An 18,394-nucleotide genomic window follows, 5' to 3' on the forward strand; every position below is an offset into this window, starting at 1 on the left:
CCGCACCGCCGGGACGACCGGACGCGCGGAACCACTACAGGAACAGAGGGTCGTCGTGCACACCACCCACTACACCGACACGCTGATCCTGCCCGCCCCCGACACCAGGGCCGTGACGGCGACCGCCCCGCCCTCCGGGAAGGGATCGGTCGCCGAGCTGCAGTACGAACGCCTCTCGGGCGAGGACTACACGTGGACGAGCGACGACCTGATCTTCGACGTGCACTGCCGGCGCCGGGGCGTAGCGGAGGCCGACCGCGCCGCCGAACGCGAACGGTTCTTCTCCAAAGGCCAGCCGTGCCTGCGCACCTCCCCGCTGGCCAAGACCTACGGCTGGGCCCTGCACTTCGACTCCGACGGGCGCATCGCGCTGCTGCCCATGGGCTCCGAGCGCGTGGCCGAACTCGAGGCCGACCCGACGGTGACGGTCAGGGCCGCCATGAAGAGTTCCCGCTAGTAGCCCGGCTCGACGTCCGGGAGGAGGCGTAACCACTCCAGGACCGGACCGGAGATCACCTGCGCGAACTGTTCGTACCCGCCGGGCCCGGGGTGGGCGCCGTCGCCCGCGGCGACCTCGCGCATCCACGCCCCACCCGCCACCAGCACGTCGAAGGTCGGCACGAACGGCACCCCGGCCTCGTCGCACACCTGCGCCATGACCTCGGCCCGGGCGGCGATCCGCTCGTTGACCTCATCCCACACGACCGGCGGCGGCCCCACCACGAGGAACCGCCCCTCGGGGGCCCGGTCGATCATCCCGCGCAGCGCCGCGGCGGTGCCCGCCTCCCCGACGCGCAACCCGCCCCCGTGCTCCATGACGTCGTTGACGCCGAACTCGGCGATCACCGCGGTGGTGGGGAAGGCCGCCCGCCGACGGTCGACCTCGTCCCAGCGGGCCAGGATCATCTCGGAGGTGTCACCGCCGATCCCGGCGACCGCGGCGAGGATGTGCAGCCCGGCCCCTGGACCCGCCTCGACCAGGTGCGCGGTCCAGCCGCGACCCGTGTCATCGCCGTAACCTGCCACGAACGAATCGCCGATGATGCAGACGGGCAGGTCACGCAGTTCGCTCACCCCCGCCACGGTATCGGTCCGGGCGGGTGCGCGGAGCCGACCCGGACGAGAAGTCACCCCGGTCGGCCGGGTCGGCGCGGGCGATCAGTCCAGGTGCCGGGACTGCGCCCAGCGGGTCAGCGCGTGCCGGTTGGACTGCTGGGTCTTGCGCAGGACGTTGGAGGCGTGGGTCTCCACGGTCTTGACCGAGATGAACAACTCCTCGGCGATCTCCTTGTAGGTGTACCCGCGGGCCAGCAGCCGCAGCACCTCCTTCTCGCGCGGGGTGAGCGAGTCGACCTCGGGGTCGTGGACGGGTTCACCGCGCTCGGCGGGCCCGGGGGCGGCGCGGGCGAACGCGTCCAGCACGAACCCGGCCAGCCGCGGGGAGAACACCGCGTCCCCGTCGGCGACACGACGCACGGCGTCGGCCAGGTCCTCGCCGGTGATCGTCTTGGTGACGTACCCGCGGGCACCGGCGCGGATCACGGCGATGACGTCCTCGGCGGCGTCGGAGACGCTCAACGCGAGGAAGGTCGGTTCCGGGGCGCGGGCGGGATCGGCGACGCCGCCCGGGTCGGAGCCCAGGACCGAGCGCAGCACGGCCACCCCGCCGCCGTCGGGCATGTGCACGTCGAGCAGCACCACGTCGGGACGCACCCGGCCGATACCGGCCACGGCCTCGGCGACCGACCCCGCCTCGCCGACGACCTCGATCGCCGACTGCCCGGCGAGTTCAGCACGGACCCCGCTGCGGAACACCGCGTGGTCGTCCACGAGGAACACCCGGCACATCCCGCCGGCACCCGCCGCCGACTCCCCCGACCCGTCCCGTGGCCCGTCCGTCATGCGCCCTCCAGCGGCATCTCGATCCCGATCTCCGTCCCGCGCCCGAGCGTACTGCGCACACGCACCGTCCCACCGCGGCTCTCCACACGATGCCGGATGGACTGGGCCAGCCCGTGGCGGTCGCCGTCCACGGCGTCCGGGTCGAAGCCGCACCCGCGGTCGCGGACGAACGCGCTGAGCGTGCGGCCGTCGTTCTCCACGAACACGTCGGCGGTGTCGACGCCCGCGTGCTTGGCGACGTTGACCAGGGCCTCGCGGACCGCGCCCAGGACCGCCTCCCCGGCATCGCCCACCGGGCCGTCGCCACCCACCACGACCTGGTCCACCCGCAGGCCGTAGACGTCCTCGACATCCCCGACCATCACCTCGACCGCCCCCGCGAAGGTCGTCGCGCCCGAGGACATGCGGGAACCGGCACCGAACAGCCACTGCCGCAGCTCACGTTCCTGGCGGCGGGCCAGCCGCGCCACCTGGCCCGGGTCGTCGGACCGCTTCTGGATGAGTGCCAGCGTCTGCAGGACGGAATCGTGCAGGTGGGAGGCGATGTCGCTGCGCTCGGCCTCCCGGATACGCGCCGCGCGCTCCTCCTCCAGGGACCGCCACAGACGCAGTCCGACGGGCACGCTGAGCAGTCCCACGCCGACGAGGGTGGCCACGACCGCGAGGAGGGACGAGCGCAGGGCTGCCAGCTCGACCTGACCGAGCACGACGACAGCGAGGCCGACGACGACGAGGGTGGCCCCTGCGGTGACCCTGGCCCAGTCGAAGACCGACCGCGGCGCGACTCGTCCCCCACCGTCGTACTGCTGCCAGACCAGCCCGGCGCCCAGGGCCACGACGAGGACGGGAACGATGACGCTCAGGCCCGTGGCGGTGGTCAGCATGAACGACAGCACCGCGCCCGCCACCGCCATGACGGCCAGCGCCATGCCCCGTCTGCGCTCGCGCTCGTCCACCGGGCCCGCGCCGGGCCGCGTGGGCGCGGAGGGCCCGGTGGGGGTGAGCGCCCACAGCGCCGAGTACAGGGCCACGCCGGCACCCGAGAGCGTGGCCAGCAGGACCATGACCAGGCGCACGTGGGTGACCCGCACCCCGAGGTGGTCGGCCAGGCCCGTGCACACGCCGGCGACCACGGACCCGTCGGTGACCCGGGTCAACCGCGGGTACCAGCGGAAATCGATCGCCGGCACCGCTGCGGGCCGCGCCGGCGGTCGGGCGACCGGGGACGGCGGCCGGGCCTCGGCCGCCGGCGCGGGATCGGTCGCGTTCTCACTCATGGACGCCATCGTCACAGATCACCCCCCGGGGGCGCATCGGGGTCCGACCCCGAGATCCCCGGGGTCCGGATATCAGGGTCGGACCCCGATGTGCGACGGGCGCCCGCCGAGCACGATGGAGGCATGTCCAGAACGAGCACCACCGATCTCCCATCAGAGCTCCGCTCACTGTGGCGGACCCGACCCGTCCGGACCCCGGACGATTCCAAGATCGCCGGTGTCTGCGGCGGCTTCGGTCGGCGCTACGGCATCGACCCGGTCCTCTTCCGCGTCGCGTTCGTCGTCGCCGCCCTGTGGGGTGGGGCGGGAGTGTTCCTGTACGCACTGATGTGGCTGCTCCTGCGCTCCGCCGGGGACGAGGTCTCCTCCGGCGAGGCGCTCCTGGGGAAGGGCCGGGCGTCGGGCTCCAAGGTGACCGCGGTGGTCCTCGTCGTCGTCGTCCTCCTGTCCGCCCCCACCTTCGGCGGTTCCGGGGAGACCCTCCTCGTCGGCGCCGGGTTCCTCATGATCGCGGCGATGCTCGCCGGCTGGTACGGCCTGCACCGGCGCACCCCCGTCCCGCCCACCGGATGGGCGGAGGTCTCCGCGGTGCGGCCCCCCGCGGCGCGCGACACCCGCGCGGCCACCGGCACCGGCCCCTGGCGCGCCCCCGGGGCGTCCCAGGAGCCCGGTTCCGGACCCGACGCCCCGTTCGGCCCCCCGGTCCCGCCCTCGTGGGACCCCCTCGGCGCCGCACCGTTCGCCTGGGATCTGCCCGAGCCGGGCGTCGCCCCCGCCCCGGCCGCACCCACCCGACCCCGCTCGCGCCTGACCAAGGTCACGCTCGGCCTGGCGCTCATCGCGACCGCCGTCAGCGTCGGCCTGTCCACATTGGGCGGACTGACCTGGCTCGACGCCACCCGGATCGCCGCGATCGCCCTCTCGGTGGTGGCCGGCGGACTGCTCGTGGGCGCCGTCACCCGCCGCGGACACGGGCTGCTCGTGGTGGCCGGCCCGCTCGCCGGGTTCGTGCTGCTGGCGTCTCTCGTCCAGGTGCCCACCGGCGGTTGGGAGAACATCGGCGAACATCGCGTGGAGATCACCTCCCCCACGCAGCTCGACACACCGGTCACCCACGAACTGGGCACCGTCACCGTGGACATGCGGGGCCTCGAACTGGACGAGGACCGCAGCTACAGCATCACCAACGAGGTCGGTGAGGTGCGGGTGCTGCTGCCCGACGGCCTCGCCGTGGACGCCACCTGCCGGACCGACGTCGGCTCCGTCGACTGCCCCGACCGCCCCGCCGACACCGACGGGCCGGTCCTGACCCTGGACATCACCAACGACATGGGAAACGTGAAGGTCACCCAATGAACACGAACACACCCACCGGCGACACACCCGCCGCCGACGGCAACCGGGCCCACGGGGACGCGGAGTCCGCGCCCGGCCACCGGTCCCCGTCCCTGCACCCGCTGTACGAACCCCTGCCCTACGGCACCGGGTTCACCGACCCCGAGCCCCTCGGCTTCGGCATCGCCCCGGCCGCCGCGCGGACCGGCACCGTCGAGGTGTCGGACAGGCGGCGGGCCGGATCACCGGTCCTCGCGGTGGCCGGCCTGGCTTCCCTGGGCGTCGCCGCGTGGGCGATCCTCGGCGCGCCCGTGATCACCCCGACCGTACTGCTGGCCGCGGCACTCGTCCTCACCGTGCTCGTGGGACTGATCATGGTCGTGCGTCGCTGACAGTCGAGTTCACGACCCGGGCGGGGGTGGGGTCACTCCCACTCGATGGTGCCCGGCGGCTTGCTCGTCACATCCAGCACGACCCGGTTGACGTCCGGGACCTCGTTGGTGATGCGGTTGGAGATCAGCGCCAGCGTCTCGTACGGCACGCGCGTCCAGTCGGCGGTCATCGCGTCCTCGGAACTCACCGGTCGCAGGACGATCGGGTGGCCGTAGGTCCGGCCGTCGCCCTGGACACCGACCGAGCGGACGTCGGCCAACAGCACCACCGGGCACTGCCACACGGTCGAGTCGAGGCCGGCGGCGGTCATCTCCTCGCGCACGATGGCGTCCGCCGCGCGCAGGGTCTCCAGCCGGTCGCGGTCCACGGCGCCGACGATGCGGATCGCGAGCCCGGGGCCGGGGAACGGGTGGCGTCCGACGATCGCCTCGGGCAGGCCGAGTTCGCGGCCCACTGCGCGGACCTCGTCCTTGAACAGCAACCGCAGGGGCTCGACGAGGGTGAACTCCACGTCGTCCGGCAGACCGCCCACGTTGTGGTGGCTCTTGATGTTGGCCGTGCCCGCACCGCCGCCGGACTCCACGACGTCCGGGTAGAGGGTGCCCTGGACGAGGAAGTCGACGGAGGAGGCGGCGGACTCGCCGGAACCCTGGAGCTCGAGCGCCTGCGTCACCGCCCGCTCGAAGGACCGGATGAACTCGCGGCCGATGATCTTGCGCTTGGTCTCCGGATCGGTGACGTCGGCGAGGTGCCCGAGGAAGACGTCGGAGTCGTCCAGCGTGATGAGGCGCGCGCCGGTGGCCGCCACGAAGTCGTTCTCGACCTGCTCGCGCTCGCCCGCACGCAACAGACCGTGGTCGACGAACACGCAGGTGAGGCGATCACCGATCGCACGCTGTACCAGGGCGGCCGCGACGGCCGAATCGACGCCACCGGACAGTCCGCAGATCGCGTGGCCGTCGCCGATCTGCTCCCGGACGGCCTCCACCAGCTGGTCGGCGATGTTCGAGGCGGTCCACGTCGGCTCGAGCCCGGCGACCTCGGTGAGGAAGCGGCTCAACACCTGCTGACCGTGGGGCGAGTGCAGGACCTCCGGGTGGTACTGCACCCCGGCCATCCGGCGCTCGGTGCACTCGAACGCCGCCACCGGGGCCCCGGGCGACGACGCCGTGACGGTGAACCCCTCCGGCGCGGCCGTGACCGCGTCGCCGTGGCTCATCCACACCGGGTGGTGCTCCGGTAGCCCGGCGTGCAGGACGCCACCGGAGACGTTCACGTCGGTGCGGCCGTACTCGCGGCTGCCCGTGTGCGCGACCTCGCCCCCGAGGGCACCGGCCATCGCCTGGAAGCCGTAGCAGATGCCGAACACCGGAAGGCCCAGATCGAAGACCGCTGGATCGAGCGAGGGCGCGTCCTCGGCGTAGACGCTGGAGGGCCCACCGGACAGCACCAGTGCCACCGGGTCCTTGGCGCGGATCTCCTCCACCGTCGCCGTGTGCGGGATCACCTCGGAGTAGATGCGCGCCTCGCGCACGCGGCGAGCGATGAGCTGCGCGTACTGGGCGCCGAAGTCCACCACGAGTACCGGTCGGGGTGCCACCGCCTCGGCGGCGAGCTGGGAGTCGGTCTGTGCGTTCTCGGCCACGGGGTCGAGTCTAGGCCCCGCGGCCCATCCGCCGAACTCGACCACATCCCCCGTGCTGCGGTTCACAATGAACTCCACCATGACCCCGGCCGGCCCGGGCCCGACAGAGCGAGAGGGCACCGATGGAACGAATGACCGGTTTCGACGCGAGCCTGCTGTACCTGGAAACCGCCCAGCAGCCCCTCGTGGTGGGCGGGATCCTGTTCATCGACGTCGCCGACCTCGAGGTCGAGTACTCCTTCGAGTGGCTCCGGACAGAGCTCGGCCGCCGGATCAAGGAACTGCCCGAACTGCGCCGCAAGATCTACGATTCCCCGCTCAACCTCGGACACCCCGCGTGGGTGGAGGAATACGACCTCGACATCACCGCGCACGTCCGCCGCGTCGACGTGGACCACCCCGGAGACGACCGCGCGGTGTTCGAGATGTGCGGCACCCTCGGCAGTCGCCCGCTCGACAGGTCACGCCCGCTGTGGGAGATGTGGATCCTCGAGCGGCTCGCCGACCCGGACACCGTCGTCGTGTACTTCCGCGCCCACCACGCCATCCTGGACGGCGCCAACGGCGCCTCCATCCTCCGCAAGTTCGGCGCCGCCGGAAAGCGACCCTCCGCCCGCGACCTCGACCTCGTGCGCGTCCAGGCGGGCAGCGCCAACCCCATCCGGCTCCTGGCCGGCGGGTGGTGGGACTTCTCCGTACGCCGCCCGCTGACCCTGGCCCGGCTCGTCCCCGAGGTCGTCGGGCTCCCCTTCGCCCTGCGCAGATCCACGGCGACAAAGAAGAAGTCGGCGGAGTCGGCCGCGGACGCGACGGGCACGGTCGCGGAGACCGACGACCTCGTCGTCGTCCCCAAGGCCGCACCGTTCACCGCACCCCGCACCCGGTTCAACGCCACGATCACCCCCCACCGGGCCGTCTGGGGCGCCTCCCTCGACCTCGGCGAGATCACCGAGATCAAGGACGCGTTCGGCGTGACCGTCAACGACGTCTACCTCGCGGTGATGGGCGGCGGACTCCGACGGTATCTGCGCTCCCACGACGACCTGCCGGACAAGTCGCTCGTCGCGGTGGTCCCCGTCTCCACCCGCGATGTCGAGGGAACCCAGGGCAACAACCGGGTGACCGTCCTGTTCGCGTCCCTGGGGACCGACATCGCCGACCCGCTCGAGCGCCTGCGCGCCATCTCCGCCCGCACCAGCCGGGGCAAGAAGCAGTCGAAGAACGGCATGCGTCCGGACCTCATCCAGGACGTCGCCACGCTCGCCCCCGCCCGGACCCTGCAGCTGCTGATGCGGATCTACGGAGACTTCCACCTGGCGGACCTCCACCCGGTCGTGCACAACCTCGTCGTGTCGAACATCCCCGGCCCCCGCGAGGGACTGGACTTCCTCGGGGCCCGGGTCACCCACATGTACCCGCTCGGCCCCCTCATGCACGGCTCCGGGGTGTCCGTCACCGCCATGTCCGTGGACGGTCAACTCGACGTGGGGATCAACGCCTGCGAGCACCTGGTGCCCGACCCCGACCTCCTCGCCACCGGGATCCGCGAGGCCATGGACCGGTTGCTCGAGCTCACCAGGGCGGCCGGGACGGACGAGGAGGGTTGACGCGTGCAACGGATGACCGGGCTCGACGCGAGCTTCCTCTACCTCGAGACCGCCGAGCAGATCATGGTGATCAACGGCCTGGTCCACCTCGACGTGACCATTATCGAGGAGGGGTACTCCTTCGAGCGCCTCCGGTCCGGACTCGCCCGACGGGTCAAGTCCGTCCCCCCGTTCCGCCGCAGGATCCACGACTCCCGGTGGAACCCCGGTCACCCGGCCTGGGTCGAGGACTTCGACTTCGACATCTCCCACCACGTCCGCCTGATCCGGCTCGGCCCGGACGGCACCGAGGACCAACTGCTGGAGGAGTGCGGCCGTCTCGCCTCCACGCCACTGGACCGAACCCGGCCACTGTGGCAGGTCTGGGTCATCGAACGGGGCGAGCCCCACGCACCGATCGTCAGCGCGTTCTGCCGGGTCCACCACTCCCTGATCGACGGCATGCTGGGCGCCGAGTTGCTCTCCACCCTCGCCGCGACGGACGCCACCACTCCCGAGCAGGATCCCGCGCTCGTGCGCACGCATGTCGGGCGGGCCAACACCCTCCAGCTGATAGCCGGCGGCGCCCGCGATCTGCTGGGCCGTCCACTCACGCTCCTGCGTCTACTCCCCGAGACCCTGTCGGTGCCCGCGGTGATCACGCGGGCACGCGGACCGGCGGGCGCCGGGGAATCCATGCCCGCCCCGTTCACAGCGCCCCGCACGCTGTTCAACCACTCGCTCACCCCGCACCGCGCCCTGGCCACCGCGTCGCTCGATCTGCAGTCCGTCAAGCTGGTCACCGCCCGCCTGGGCGGGACGGTCAACGACGTCCTGCTCACCGTGGTCGGCGGGGCGGTCCGCTCCTATCTCGAGGCACACGGCGACGCCCCCGACCCTCCCATGGTGGCGATCGTCCCCATGTCCACGCGCGACGATCTGGCCACCGGCGGCGCCAACCAGGTGTCGGCCATGTTCGCGTCCCTGGCCACGGACGTGGCCGACCCGGTCGAACGGTACGAGCGGATCTCCGCCGCGGCGGACACCACCAAGCGACAGGCCGCGAGCATCCGACCGGCCCTGCTGGACAACTGGGCCCGGATGAGCCCCCGCTGGGTCCTCGATGTGGGAATGCGGGCGTACGAGTCGCTCAGGCTCGCCGACGTCCACCCGGTGATCTACAACCTCATCATCTCCAACGTGCCCGGCCCCCGCCACGCCCTCTACTTCCTCGGCGCGCGGATCACCCACATGCACCCCTTCGGCCCGCTGCTGCACGGTGCGGGGTTGTCCGTGACCAGCCTGTCGACCGACGGGCGCCTCGACCTAGGCGTGATCTCGTGCGAGCACCTCGTGCCGGACCCGGACGCGGTGGCCCGCGGCATCACCGCCGCGCTCGATGAGCTGGTCGAGCTCACCGCGCCCTGACCGACGGGGCGTCCGTCAGCTGACCTCGACGATCGGCAGCCGCAGCGCTCCCGGGGCGGCCTCCGGAACCATCGGCGACACGGGCGGGACCGGCGAGAGGCGGCGGTACTCCTCACCCTGGACCGGGCGCGGGTCCGCCTCACCCTTGTTGGGCCACAGCGACATGGCACGTTCGGCCTGGGCGGTGATGCTGAGCGCCGGGTTCACGCCGAGGTTGGCGGAGATCGCCGAGCCGTCCACGATGTGCATCGTGGGGTAGTTCCACACGCGGTGGTACGGATCCACCACCCCGGTCTCGGGCGAATCCGAGATCACGCACCCGCCGAGGAAGTGGGCGGTGAGCGGGATGTTGGCGATCTCACCCCACGTGCCCCCGGGTAGGCCGCCGATCTCCTCGGCGATCTTCCGGGTCGCCTCGTTGCCGGCGGGGATCCAGGTGGGGTTGGGCTCGCCGTGGCCCTGCTTGCTGGTGACGTACCTGAACGGGCCGACGCGCTTGACGTAGGTCTGCAGCGAGTTGTCCAGATTCTGCATCACGAGCGCGATCACCGAACGCTGGCTCCAGCGGCGCAGGTAGAACAGCTGGAGGAACATCCGGGGCTCGCGCCGGACCTCGTTCAGCAGGGTGCGCCACCGCGGGAGCGGCCCGTCACCGTCCGTCAGCAGGGTCTGCAGGATGGCGATGGCGTTGGAGCCCTTGCCGTACCGGACCGGTTCGATGTGGGTGTCGGGGCGGGGATGGAACGACGACGTGATGGCCACGCCCTCGGAGAAGTCCTGCTCCGGCTTGTAGTTCGGTCGCATCGCCCCGAGGATCGCCTCGGAGTTGGTGCGGGTGAGCCGACCGATCGCATCCGAGAGCCTGGGAAGTGAGCCCGAGTCCTTGGCGTAGTGGAGCAGGTGCTGGGTGCCCCAGGTGCCGGCCGCCACGACGACCTGACCGGCGGTCACCGTCGTGGTGCGCTTCCCGCGGCGCGTCCAGGCGCCCGTCCGCTCGAGGGTGATCTCCCACGTGCCGTCGCCCCGCTCGCGCAGGTCGCTGACCGTGGTCCGGTCCAGGATGCGGGTTCCCGCACGCTCGGCCAGGGCCAGGTAGTTCTTCATCAGCGTGTTCTTGGCGTTGTGACGGCAGCCGGTCATGCACTCGCCGCACTCGATGCACGCGTTACGGTCCGGACCCACCCCGCCGAAGTACGGATCGGGGACCCGCTCGCCGGGTTTGCCCTGCCCGCCCGTCTTCTCCCCGAAGAACACACCGACCGGGGTGTAGACGAAGGTGTCCTCGGCGCCCATGTCGCGGGCGACCTTCTTCATGACCTCGTCCGAATGGGTGTGCGTGGGGTTGGTGACCACGCCCAGCATGCGGCGGCCCTGGTCGTAGAACGGGGTGAGTTCCTCCTCCCAGTCCGTGATGTGGCCCCACTGCCGGTCCTTGAAGAACTGACCGGTCGGCTTGTACAGGGTGTTGGCGTAGTTGAGGGACCCGCCGCCGACACCCGCGCCGGCGAGGATCATCACGTCACGCATCATGTGGACGCGCTGGATCCCGAACAGCTTGAGTTTGGGCGCCCACACGTAGCGGTTGAGACGCCAGGATGTCTTGGGCAGGTCGGCGTCCTCGAAACGGCGGCCCGCCTCGATCACCGTGACGCGGTACCCCTTCTCCGACAGCCGCAGGGCCGTGACACTGCCGCCGAAGCCGGAACCGATGACGACGACATCGGTGTCGGTCGGAGTGGAGGGGGCGTCGGTCGGGATCGACTGTGCGTGCGACGTCATGGTGCAACTCCCAGGGGTGGTCGATGGTGGGCATCACAGTACCCGAGCACCATCGAACCTACCCGACAGTAGCCCCTGATTTGTCCACGCGGTGAACGTGAGAGATGCGGCGTCGGACGGTCAGGGCCGGACGGACAGGTCCACCTTCTGGAATCCCTTGACATCGGAGTAGCCGCACTTGGCCATGGCCCGACGCAGGCCACCCATGAGGTTCCGGGTGCCGTCCGGGACGCTGGTCGGCCCCTCGAGGACCTCTGCCAGCGGCGCCAGGGCCGTCTCGTCCTCCACCTCGGACACGTGCCCCCGCGGCACCTTGGGGTGAGCCGAGACCGCATCCCAGTAGACGCCTCGGCCCGGGGACTCCAGAGACCCCGCCAGGAGGGGTCCCAGGACCACGGCGTCGGCGCCGCACGCCACTGCGCGGGCGATGTCGCCGGAGGTGTAGATGTCACCGTCCGCCAGCACGTGGACGTAGCGGCCCCCGGTCTCGTCCAGGTAGTCCCGGCGGGCCGCGGCCGCGTCGGCGATCGCGGTGGCCATGTGCACCTCCATACCGAGCACCTGGCCGGTCGTCGTGATGCCGTCGACGCCGCCGTACCCCACGATCACGCCGGCCGCACCGGTGCGCATGAGGTGCAGCGCGGTCTTGTAGTCGACCACGCCGCCGGCGATCACCGGGACGTCCAGGCCCCCGATGAACTCCCTGAGGTCGAGAGGGGCGTCCTCGCCGCTGACGTGCTCGGCCGAGATGATGGTGCCCTGCACGACCAGCATGTCGATCCCGGCCGCGACGAGTCCCGGGGTGAGCTCGCGCGCGTGCTGCGGCGAGACCCGCACCGCGACGGTCGCGCCCTCGTCCCGGATGCGGTGGACCGCGGCGGCGAGGAGCTCGCGGTCGATGGGCGCACGGTGCAGCTCCTGCAGCCGCGCCACGGCCCGGTGCCCGGTCACGTCGTCCAAGGCCAGCTCCCGCAGCTCGGCGATCACCGCATCGGGATCCGCGTGGCGGGCCCAGAGTCCCTCACCGTTGAGGACGGCCAGACCACCGAGCTTGGAGAACTCCACCGCCGAGGACGGGGAGACCACCGCGTCGGTCGGGTGGGTCATCACGGGGATGTCCATCTGGTAGGCGTCGATCTGCCAGGCGGTGGACACCTCCTTGGAGCTACGGGTGCGGCGGGAAGGGACGATGTCGACCTCGCCCAGTCCGTACATACGACGGGCCTCGCGACCCAGGCCGATCTCCACGACGTTGCGCACGCGACTTCAGTCCTTGACGTTGTAGTTGGGGGCCTCGACCGTCATCTGGATCGCGTGCGGGTGGCTCTCCCGGAGCCCCGCGGCCGTGATCTGGACGAACTGGGCGCGGTTCATCTCCGGGATGGTGGCCGCACCGGTGTAGCCCATGCCCGCACGCAGCCCGCCGGCGAGCTGGTGGAGCACCTGGCCGACGTCCCCCCGGTACGGGACCCGCCCCTCGATGCCCTCGGGCACCAGCTTCTCCTCGGACAGCACATCGTCCTGGAAGTACCGGTCCTTGGAGAACGACTTCTCCTGCCCGGGTTTGCCGCGCCCGCGCATCGCGCCCAGCGAGCCCATGCCGCGGTAGACCTTGTACTGCTTGCCGTCCACGAAGATCAGCTCGCCCGGCGATTCGGTGCACCCGGCGAGCAGCGAGCCGAACATGCAGGAGGACGCGCCGGCGGCGATCGCCTTGGCCACGTCACCGGAGTACTGCATACCGCCGTCGGCGATGACGGGGATGCCCGCCGCCTTCGCCGCCACCGAGGCCTCGAGGATCGCCGTGATCTGCGGGGCGCCCACACCCGCGACCACGCGGGTGGTGCAGATCGAGCCGGGACCGATGCCCACCTTGATGGCGTCCGCGCCCGCGTCGATCATCGCCTGCGCGGCGCCACGGGTCGCGAGGTTGCCACCGATCACCTGCACACGGTCACCGAGCTCACGCTTCACCCTGGCGACCATGTCGAGGGCGTTGCGGTTGTGGGCATGGGCGGTGTCGACGACCAGCGCGTCCACCCCGGCGTCGGTGAGGGCCCCGGCACGCTGCCAGGCGTCCTCCCCCGTACCGATGGCGGCGGCCACGCGCAGACGGCCGTCCGAGTCCTTGGTGGCGTCGGGATGCTTCTCCGTCTTGACGAAGTCCTTGACCGTGATGAGCCCGGTCAGGCGCCCGTCACCATCCACGATCGGCAGCTTCTCGATCTTGTGCCGGCGCAGCAGGCCGAGCGCCGCCTCCGCGGTGACCCCTTCACGCGCGACCACCAGGGGTGCCCGGGTCATGACCTCGTCGACCCGCCGGGACTTGTCCATCTCGAACCGCATGTCGCGGTTGGTGATGATGCCGACCAGCTCGCCGCGCTCGTCCGTGACCGGCAGACCCGAGATGCGGTAGCGGGCGCACTTCTCGTCGACCTCGGCGAGGGTGTCGCTGGGCGCGCAGGTCACCGGATCGGTGACCATGCCCGCCTCGGACCGCTTGACGGTCTCGACCTGGGCGGCCTGATCCCCCACGGAGAGGTTCCGGTGGAGGACTCCGATCCCGCCCTGACGGGCCATGGCGATCGCCATGCGGGCCTCGGTCACGGTATCCATCGCCGACGAGATCAGGGGCACCCGGAGGGTGATGTCCCGGGTCAGCCGGGTGCTGGTGTCGACCTCACTGGGGACCACCTCGGACGCGGCCGGGAGGAGGAGAACGTCGTCGAACGTCAGGCCCACCATCGCGACCTTGGTCGGGTCGTCGCCGCCGGTACGCACGGGGCCATTCGACTCGCTCATCTGCCGTCCTCCTGGGGGTCGTCTATGTACTGACTTCCGAGGATAGTGGTTCCGGGGGCCGCGACTCGAACCGTCGACCCCGTGAGACCGTGGTCACGGGTACGGTGGAGGGCGTGAACGATCCCCTACGGCACGGAATGCCGCCCGACCCGTTCGCCGGTGATCCGGATGATCCCGCTGCGGAACTGGCCGAGCTCGACCCCGTCGACGACGGCATGCCCGCCGGCCCCCTCGACGCGGATGAGCGGCGAGCGATCGAGGAGGATCTCGCGGACCTCGCGGAGTTCCGCCACCTGTTGGCCCCGATCGGGGTGAAGGGCGTGGCCGTCCAGTGCGACGACTGCGCGGAGGAGCACTACCACGAGTGGGACATGCTCCGGGCCAACCTCATGCAGTTGCTCGAGGACGGTTCCCTGCTGCCGCACGAGCCCGCCTTCGACCCGATCCCCGACGACTACGTGACCTGGGAGTACTGCCGCGGTTACGCGGATGCCGTCCGCGCCCTGCGGCCGCGCCGGTTGAACTGGCGGCGCTGACCGCGGGTGCCGGTGGGCTGTGAGGGCGTCGACCCTCGCGCCCGGAAAGACGCCGCACGCCAGACGAGTCGATCCCCGTCCCCTCCGAGAGGGGCGGGGATCGACTCGTCTGGCGTGGCGATCAGTTGGTCGGAGAGGCCGCCTGGCTCGTCTGTTGCGGCTTCGACTGCACCGGCTGCGTGGGGGTCGGGACCTGCGTCACCGTGGTGCGGCTCGGCGTCGGGGCCACCACTGCCCGGTCGTCATCCGCCCCCTCGCTCTCACGCCCCGTCGTGGGTGAGAGGAAATCCTGGATCCGCTGTGTGTCGATCGGGATCTGCAGCGTGGTGGAAATCCGCAGCCCGTCGAGCGGCAGCGGGATCACCGGCATCCCCGCAGGTGGCGGGGGAATCAGGTTGGACGGCAGCGGCACCGGGACACCGGGCACGAGGGTCGCCGCACCCGGGGCGGGCGCCGACGACGGGGCGGGCGGCGGAGGCGGCGCGGGCGACGGGACCGCGCTCGGGGTCACCCTGCTCAGATCACGCTTGATCGCATCTCGTCGCTTCATCAACTCGACACGCTCGGACGCGTCGGAGACCTCATCGAGGCGCTCGCTCACCTCCTCGAGCAGACGCTCGGCCTCACCCCTGTCCCCCTCGCGGGCTGCGAGGTCTGCGGCGGCGAGATAGTCGCTGAGATCGTTGACCAGTTCGACGTTCCCGGCACGGTCGGAGAACATCGTCTTGGACACGCCCCAGAGCGGGTCCCCCGGCATGGCGCTGTGCGCGGCCACGGACAGGCCGCCGACGATCAGTGCGGCCACGGCGGCGGCACCGGTCACGGCCTGCCACAGGGCCGGCCGCTGGCCGTGGTGGTGTTCGTCGGACCGCGCCCACCCGCGGCGGGGCCACAGGCGGGAGACGTTCGGAGAGAGGGCGACCTCGATCTCCTCGTCGCTCGGCAGGTCGGGCAGCGCAGCGGAATCCAGGTCGGCGCGCCAGTCGGCGAGGATCGCGACGAGCGCGTCGTCGCCCGCGGGGCGGTCGCCTCGTCCGAGCGCGTCGAGGAGTTCGTCGTCGCGGTCCAGCTCTGCCCGGTCCACGTCGTGCTCGACGAGCGAGGCGTCATCGTCCCGGGTGCCGGGATCGACTTCGTCGTTCATCGCCATCGCTCCTCTCCGTCCTGCTCGATCCTCGCCCGGAGCTGCTTCATCGCCCGGTGTTGGGCGACCCGCACGGCTCCGGCCGTACTGTCGACGATCTCCGCGGTTTCCTCCGCGGACAGTCCGACCACCACACGGAGCCGGATTATCTCCCTCTGTTTCTCGGGCAGGGTGCCGAGGAGGCGGCTCACCGCTCTCGACACCTCGCCGTCGAGGACGTGGTCCTCCGGCCCCGTGTCGGTAGAGAGCACCTCGGGGAGGTACTCCACGGGATCGGACTTGTTCCGCGCGGCGCCACGATGGGCGTCCGCGACCTTGTGGGCCGCGATCCCGTACACGAAGGCCATGAAGGGACGTCCCTGGTCCCGGTATCCCGGCAGAGCCGAGAGGACCGCGATCAGCACTTCCTGGGCGACATCGTCAGCAGACAGGTTGACCCTCTCCGAGCCACCGACACGGGAGCGGCAATACCGCACCACACCGGGCCGTACGAGCTCCAGCACCCGCGCGGCGGCGGTGCGGTCACCCTTGACCGCATCGGCTACGGCGAGTTCCAACTCGTCTGCTGTACCTGTCATCGGATTTCGGGGGCCCCGTGTTACACGGATGTGTTACGGGGCACGGCCTTTCTCTCGAGTCGCGACACGCGTCGCGACGGGTCCCACATCCCGGCCCGACTGACGGCCGGTGTGGCTCGGGCCCAGAATAGGCGTGTGACCCCTGTGCCGGGGGACTACTGGTGAGCGCCAAGCGTAACCGCTCGGGGGCGCGTGGGACCACGCGACCGGTCCGGAACGGCCCACGGGCCCCGCCACCCGCGGCGCGGGGTGCGGGGCCCGTGGGCCGATCGGGATCAGTGCGAGTGACCGGCGTGCGAGTGGCCGCCGGTGCCCTTCTCCTCGGGCTTCTCGACGATCGCGGTCTCGGTGGTGAGAACCATCCGGGCGACCGAGCAGGCGTTGACGACGGCGGACGACGTCACCTTCACGGGGTCGATGATCCCGGCGGAGATCAGGTCGCCGTACTCCCCCACGGCGGCGTTGAAGCCGTCGCGCGGACCCATCTCGGCGACCTTGCTCACCACGACGGAGCCGTCCTCTCCGGCGTTGGCGGCGATCCAGAACAGCGGCGCGGAGAGCGCCTTGCGGACCACGTTCACCCCGACGGCCTCGTCGGCGTCGGCGGTATCGGCGGCGAGTCGCTCGAGCGCCGCGGCCGCCTGGACCAGCACCGAACCGCCTCCGGCGATGACACCCTCCGCCACTGCGGCCTTGGCCGAGTTCACGGCGTCCTCCACGCGGAGCTTGCGCTCGGTCAGCTCGGTCTCGGTGGCCGCACCGACGCGGATCACGGCGACACCCCCGGCGAGCTTGGCGATGCGCTCCTCGAGCTTCTCGCGGTCCCAGTCCGAGTCGGTGGCCTCGGCCTCACGGCGCAGCTGCGCCACGCGGGCGTCGACGTCCGCCTGGTCACCGGCACCGTCGACGATGATCGTGTCGTCCTTGGACACGGTCACGCGCCGGGCGTGACCGAGAACGTCCAGGCCGCACTCCGACAGCTTCATACCCAGGTCGGGGCTGATGACCTCGGCCTTGGTGACGATCGCCAGGTCCTCCTGGAAGGCCTTGCGCCGGTCGCCGAAGAACGGGGCCTTGATCGCGACGACCTTGAGGGTCTTGCGGATCGAGTTGACCACCAGGGTCGACAGCGCCTCACCGTCGACGTCCTCGGCGATGATGAGCAGCGGCTTGCCGGTCTCGGCGACCTTCTCCAGGAGCGGGAGCAGATCCGGCAGGGAGCTGATCTTCTCGCGGTGCAGCAGGATCAGGACATCCTCGTGGATGGCCTTCTGCTCGTCGGGGTCGGTGACGAAGTAGGGCGAGAGGAAGCCCTTGTCGAAGGCGATGCCCTCGGTGACGGCCACCTCGGTGTGCAGGCCCTGCGACTCCTCGACCGAGACGACGCCGTTGACGCCGACGGCGTCCATGGCCTCGGCGACCATGCGGCCGATCTCGGGATCACGCGAGGACACGGTGGCCACCTGGGCGACGGCGTCGGAACCGGAGACCGGGGTCGCCGCCGAACGGAGGAACTCCACGACGGCGGCGGAGGCCTTCTCGATGCCCTTGCCCATCGCCATCGGGTTGGATCCGGCCGCCACGTTGCGCAGCCCCTGGCGGATGAGCGCCTGGGCGAGCACGGTGGCGGTGGTGGTGCCGTCGCCGGCGACATCGTTGGTCTTGGTGGCGACGCTCTTGACCAGCTGGGCGCCGAGGTTCGCGAACGGCTCGGAGAGCTCGATCTCGCGGGCGATGGACACACCGTCGTTGGTGACGGTGGGCCCACCGAACGCCTTGGCGAGCACCACGTGGCGCCCCTTCGGGCCGAGCGTGACCTTGACGGTGTCGGCGAGTTCGTCGACACCGGCGAGCATGCCCTTACGGGCCTGCTCGTCGAACGCGATCAATTTGGACATCGATGGAACTCCTGGAGGGAAGTGGGTGGTCGTGACGGACGGGTACCGCGGGGTGAGACACCTCCGCCCCGGTGGTGCCTGGCTCTGGCCG

At 71.2% G+C, this 18,394-nt stretch carries 16 protein-coding genes; 6 read left to right on the forward strand and 10 right to left on the reverse strand.

Features of this window, described 5'->3' with window-relative positions; translation table 11 throughout:
• Nucleotides 1–55 precede the first annotated feature (55 nt).
• Entirely contained in the window at nt 56–457 is a 402-nt protein-coding gene (locus tag AC3DE3_RS09460; protein WP_260487016.1) for a DUF6157 family protein, read from the forward strand.
• On the opposite strand, the gene AC3DE3_RS09465 is transcribed toward AC3DE3_RS09460, so the two are convergent.
• From AC3DE3_RS09465 to AC3DE3_RS09475, 3 genes are all read right to left on the reverse strand, one after another.
• Nucleotides 454–1,074, reverse strand: coding sequence for an SGNH/GDSL hydrolase family protein (locus AC3DE3_RS09465; protein ID WP_260487018.1), 621 nt, complete (start codon nt 1,072–1,074; stop codon nt 454–456). The genes AC3DE3_RS09460 and AC3DE3_RS09465 overlap by 4 nt on opposite strands.
• 84 nt (nt 1,075–1,158) lie before the next feature.
• Nucleotides 1,159–1,902 (reverse strand): LuxR C-terminal-related transcriptional regulator, encoded by a 744-nt coding sequence (locus tag AC3DE3_RS09470; RefSeq protein ID WP_312027421.1) that lies wholly within the window; start codon nt 1,900–1,902, stop codon nt 1,159–1,161.
• Nucleotides 1,899–3,179, reverse strand: coding sequence for an ATP-binding protein (locus AC3DE3_RS09475; RefSeq protein WP_260487019.1), 1,281 nt, complete (start codon nt 3,177–3,179; stop codon nt 1,899–1,901). The genes AC3DE3_RS09470 and AC3DE3_RS09475 overlap by 4 nt, the downstream gene beginning before the upstream one ends.
• 123 nt (nt 3,180–3,302) lie before the next feature.
• Between AC3DE3_RS09475 and AC3DE3_RS09480 the strand changes: the two genes are divergently transcribed.
• A complete protein-coding gene (locus AC3DE3_RS09480; RefSeq protein ID WP_488369789.1) occupies nt 3,303–4,535 on the forward strand; it encodes a PspC domain-containing protein in 1,233 nt (410 codons plus the stop codon).
• Complete coding sequence (locus tag AC3DE3_RS09485) at nt 4,532–4,906, forward strand: hypothetical protein (protein ID WP_260487021.1); 375 nt, start codon at nt 4,532–4,534, stop codon at nt 4,904–4,906. The genes AC3DE3_RS09480 and AC3DE3_RS09485 overlap by 4 nt, the downstream gene beginning before the upstream one ends.
• A gap of 32 nt (nt 4,907–4,938) precedes the next feature.
• Here AC3DE3_RS09485 and guaA read toward each other — a convergent pair whose 3' ends face one another.
• On the reverse strand, nt 4,939–6,552 hold the full coding sequence (guaA, locus tag AC3DE3_RS09490; RefSeq protein WP_312027422.1) for a glutamine-hydrolyzing GMP synthase: 1,614 nt from the start codon (nt 6,550–6,552) through the stop codon (nt 4,939–4,941).
• A gap of 131 nt (nt 6,553–6,683) precedes the next feature.
• On the opposite strand from guaA, the gene AC3DE3_RS09495 reads away from it, so the two are divergent.
• Complete coding sequence (locus AC3DE3_RS09495; RefSeq protein WP_488369790.1) at nt 6,684–8,159, forward strand: WS/DGAT/MGAT family O-acyltransferase; 1,476 nt, start codon at nt 6,684–6,686, stop codon at nt 8,157–8,159.
• 12 nt (nt 8,160–8,171) lie between these two features.
• Nucleotides 8,172–9,566 carry a WS/DGAT/MGAT family O-acyltransferase gene (locus AC3DE3_RS09500; RefSeq protein ID WP_488369829.1) on the forward strand — a complete coding sequence of 465 codons (1,395 nt, stop codon included), beginning with the start codon at nt 8,172–8,174 and terminating at the stop codon, nt 9,564–9,566.
• Between the two features lie 15 nt (nt 9,567–9,581).
• Here the strand turns inward: AC3DE3_RS09500 and AC3DE3_RS09505 are convergent, their stop codons facing one another.
• The 3 genes from AC3DE3_RS09505 to guaB form a co-directional block, all read right to left on the reverse strand.
• Entirely contained in the window at nt 9,582–11,345 is a 1,764-nt protein-coding gene (locus AC3DE3_RS09505) for an FAD-dependent oxidoreductase (protein ID WP_260487023.1), read from the reverse strand.
• 120 nt (nt 11,346–11,465) lie between these two features.
• Entirely contained in the window at nt 11,466–12,605 is a 1,140-nt protein-coding gene (locus AC3DE3_RS09510) for a GuaB3 family IMP dehydrogenase-related protein (protein WP_260487024.1), read from the reverse strand.
• Nucleotides 12,606–12,611: 6 nt separating this feature from the next.
• Entirely contained in the window at nt 12,612–14,147 is a 1,536-nt protein-coding gene (guaB, locus tag AC3DE3_RS09515; protein WP_260487025.1) for an IMP dehydrogenase, read from the reverse strand.
• Nucleotides 14,148–14,260: 113 nt separating this feature from the next.
• On the opposite strand from guaB, the gene AC3DE3_RS09520 reads away from it, so the two are divergent.
• Complete coding sequence (locus AC3DE3_RS09520; RefSeq protein ID WP_396119038.1) at nt 14,261–14,683, forward strand: DUF5319 domain-containing protein; 423 nt, start codon at nt 14,261–14,263, stop codon at nt 14,681–14,683.
• Nucleotides 14,684–14,804: 121 nt separating this feature from the next.
• On the opposite strand, the gene AC3DE3_RS09525 is transcribed toward AC3DE3_RS09520, so the two are convergent.
• The 3 genes from AC3DE3_RS09525 to groL form a co-directional block, all read right to left on the reverse strand.
• The gene (locus AC3DE3_RS09525) at nt 14,805–15,827 is read right to left on the reverse strand and encodes a hypothetical protein (RefSeq protein ID WP_488369791.1); all 1,023 of its coding nucleotides are present in this window, start codon (nt 15,825–15,827) and stop codon (nt 14,805–14,807) included.
• Nucleotides 15,824–16,405, reverse strand: coding sequence for a sigma-70 family RNA polymerase sigma factor (locus AC3DE3_RS09530; RefSeq protein ID WP_260487027.1), 582 nt, complete (start codon nt 16,403–16,405; stop codon nt 15,824–15,826). The genes AC3DE3_RS09525 and AC3DE3_RS09530 overlap by 4 nt, the downstream gene beginning before the upstream one ends.
• A gap of 275 nt (nt 16,406–16,680) precedes the next feature.
• Nucleotides 16,681–18,303 carry a chaperonin GroEL gene (groL, locus tag AC3DE3_RS09535; protein WP_260487028.1) on the reverse strand — a complete coding sequence of 541 codons (1,623 nt, stop codon included), beginning with the start codon at nt 18,301–18,303 and terminating at the stop codon, nt 16,681–16,683.
• Nucleotides 18,304–18,394 lie beyond the last annotated feature (91 nt).

The organism is Dietzia sp. IBK-p2-16D (assembly GCF_057773085.1).

Bases quoted from the DNA above. Each gene is read 5' to 3' on its own strand.
- AC3DE3_RS09470 (WP_312027421.1), bottom strand. From the start codon at position 1,902: ATGACGGACGGGCCACGGGACGGGTCGGGGGAGTCGGCGGCGGGTGCC.
- AC3DE3_RS09475 (WP_260487019.1), bottom strand. From the start codon at position 3,179: ATGAGTGAGAACGCGACCGATCCCGCGCCGGCGGCCGAGGCCCGGCCG.
- AC3DE3_RS09480 (WP_488369789.1), top strand. From the start codon at position 3,303: ATGTCCAGAACGAGCACCACCGATCTCCCATCAGAGCTCCGCTCACTG.
- AC3DE3_RS09485 (WP_260487021.1), top strand. From the start codon at position 4,532: ATGAACACGAACACACCCACCGGCGACACACCCGCCGCCGACGGCAAC.
- AC3DE3_RS09495 (WP_488369790.1), top strand. From the start codon at position 6,684: ATGACCGGTTTCGACGCGAGCCTGCTGTACCTGGAAACCGCCCAGCAG.
- AC3DE3_RS09500 (WP_488369829.1), top strand. From the start codon at position 8,172: ATGACCGGGCTCGACGCGAGCTTCCTCTACCTCGAGACCGCCGAGCAG.
- AC3DE3_RS09505 (WP_260487023.1), bottom strand. From the start codon at position 11,345: ATGACGTCGCACGCACAGTCGATCCCGACCGACGCCCCCTCCACTCCG.
- guaB (WP_260487025.1), bottom strand. From the start codon at position 14,147: ATGAGCGAGTCGAATGGCCCCGTGCGTACCGGCGGCGACGACCCGACC.
- AC3DE3_RS09525 (WP_488369791.1), bottom strand. From the start codon at position 15,827: ATGAACGACGAAGTCGATCCCGGCACCCGGGACGATGACGCCTCGCTC.
- AC3DE3_RS09530 (WP_260487027.1), bottom strand. From the start codon at position 16,405: ATGACAGGTACAGCAGACGAGTTGGAACTCGCCGTAGCCGATGCGGTC.
- groL (WP_260487028.1), bottom strand. From the start codon at position 18,303: ATGTCCAAATTGATCGCGTTCGACGAGCAGGCCCGTAAGGGCATGCTC.